This is a genomic window from Acidovorax facilis (assembly GCF_023913775.1).
Classification (GTDB): Bacteria; Pseudomonadota; Gammaproteobacteria; order Burkholderiales; family Burkholderiaceae_C; genus Acidovorax; species Acidovorax facilis.
This window is the reverse complement of the sequence record NZ_JAMXAX010000299.1, coordinates 1-1,153: the sequence shown is the minus strand read 5'-3', so window position 1 is coordinate 1,153 and position 1,153 is coordinate 1. Positions and strand designations below refer to the sequence as shown.

The window sequence follows — 1,153 nt, the reverse complement described above, 5'->3', positions numbered from 1 at the left end:
CTAGGGACCCTCTGCACAAATCCCTGCGTAATGTGCTTACGAAGGCTTGAAGCCGAGACAATAAGGCCATGAAGCAAAGCAGCCTGGGCCTGAGCAATACCACCAAGCGCACCCGCAAGCGCGAGTTCCTTGATGCGATGGAGTTGGTGGTGCCCTGGGCCGAGTTGGTCTCGCTCATTGAGCCCTACGCCCCAGAGATAGGACGCCGGGGCCAGCAGCCCTTTGCAGTGCAGACCCTGCTGCGTATCCATTTCATGCAGCATTGGTTCAAGCTAAGCGACCCAGCCATGGAAGAGGCGCTGCACGACGTGCCAGCCTTTCGGGACTTTGCCGGCCTGTCTCACTGGGACGAACACATTCCCAGTGAATCGAGCATCCTGCGTTTTCGGCATCTGCTGGAGCGCCACAAGTTGGCTGATCAGATCCTAGCCACCGTCAATGCCCTGCTGCAGGCCAAAGGGCTACAACTCAAAGCAGGCACTGTGGTGGATGCCACGCTCATTGCGGCACCAACGTCCACCAAGAACGAAGGCAAGGCACGAGACCCCGAGATGCATCAAAGCAAGAAGGGCAACGAGTGGTACTTTGGCATGAAGGCTCACATTGGCGTGGATGCGGATTCAGGCCTGGTGCACAGCGTGCGCGGCACCAGTGGCAATGTGAACGACGTGATAGAAGCCAACAGCTTGCTGCACGGGCAAGAAACTGATGCATTTGGCGATGCGGGCTATCAAGGTGTAGACAAGCGGCCCGATGCCAAAGCTGCGGTGCGCTGGCATGTGGCCATGCGTCCAGGATTGCGCCGGGCTTTGGACAAGGACAAGCCTGTGGATGTGCTGATCGATCAACTTGAGCGCACCAAGGCCAGCATCCGGGCCAAGGTGGAGCACCCCTTCAGGGTGCTCAAGCAGCAGTTTGGGTACGTGAAGGTGCGCTATCGTGGGCTCAAGAAGAACACGGCGCAGATCGTCACGCTGTTTGCGCTGGGCAATCTGTGGATGGCAAGGCACAAGTTGCTGGCCTGCATGGGGCAGGTGCGCGTGCAGGGGGCGTAAAGCCTCCGATATAGGGGCAATGGCCCTCGCCAAACGCCTGCTGGGTGCGCTGCGCAAGCCTCATTACTCAAAGCGAGTGCTGTTTTAGTTCAGGCATC

Annotated in this window: 1 protein-coding gene; it reads left to right on the top strand. The window is 58.7% G+C overall.

Annotated elements, in window-relative coordinates; translation table 11 throughout:
- Positions 1–68 precede the first annotated feature (68 nt).
- Entirely contained in the window at positions 69–1,055 is a 987-nt protein-coding gene (locus NFX52_RS30290) for an IS5 family transposase (protein WP_055392823.1), read from the top strand.
- The last annotated feature ends 98 nt before the right edge of the window (positions 1,056–1,153 follow it).

Bases quoted from the DNA above. Each gene is read 5' to 3' on its own strand.
- NFX52_RS30290 (WP_055392823.1), top strand. From the start codon at position 69: ATGAAGCAAAGCAGCCTGGGCCTGAGCAATACCACCAAGCGCACCCGC.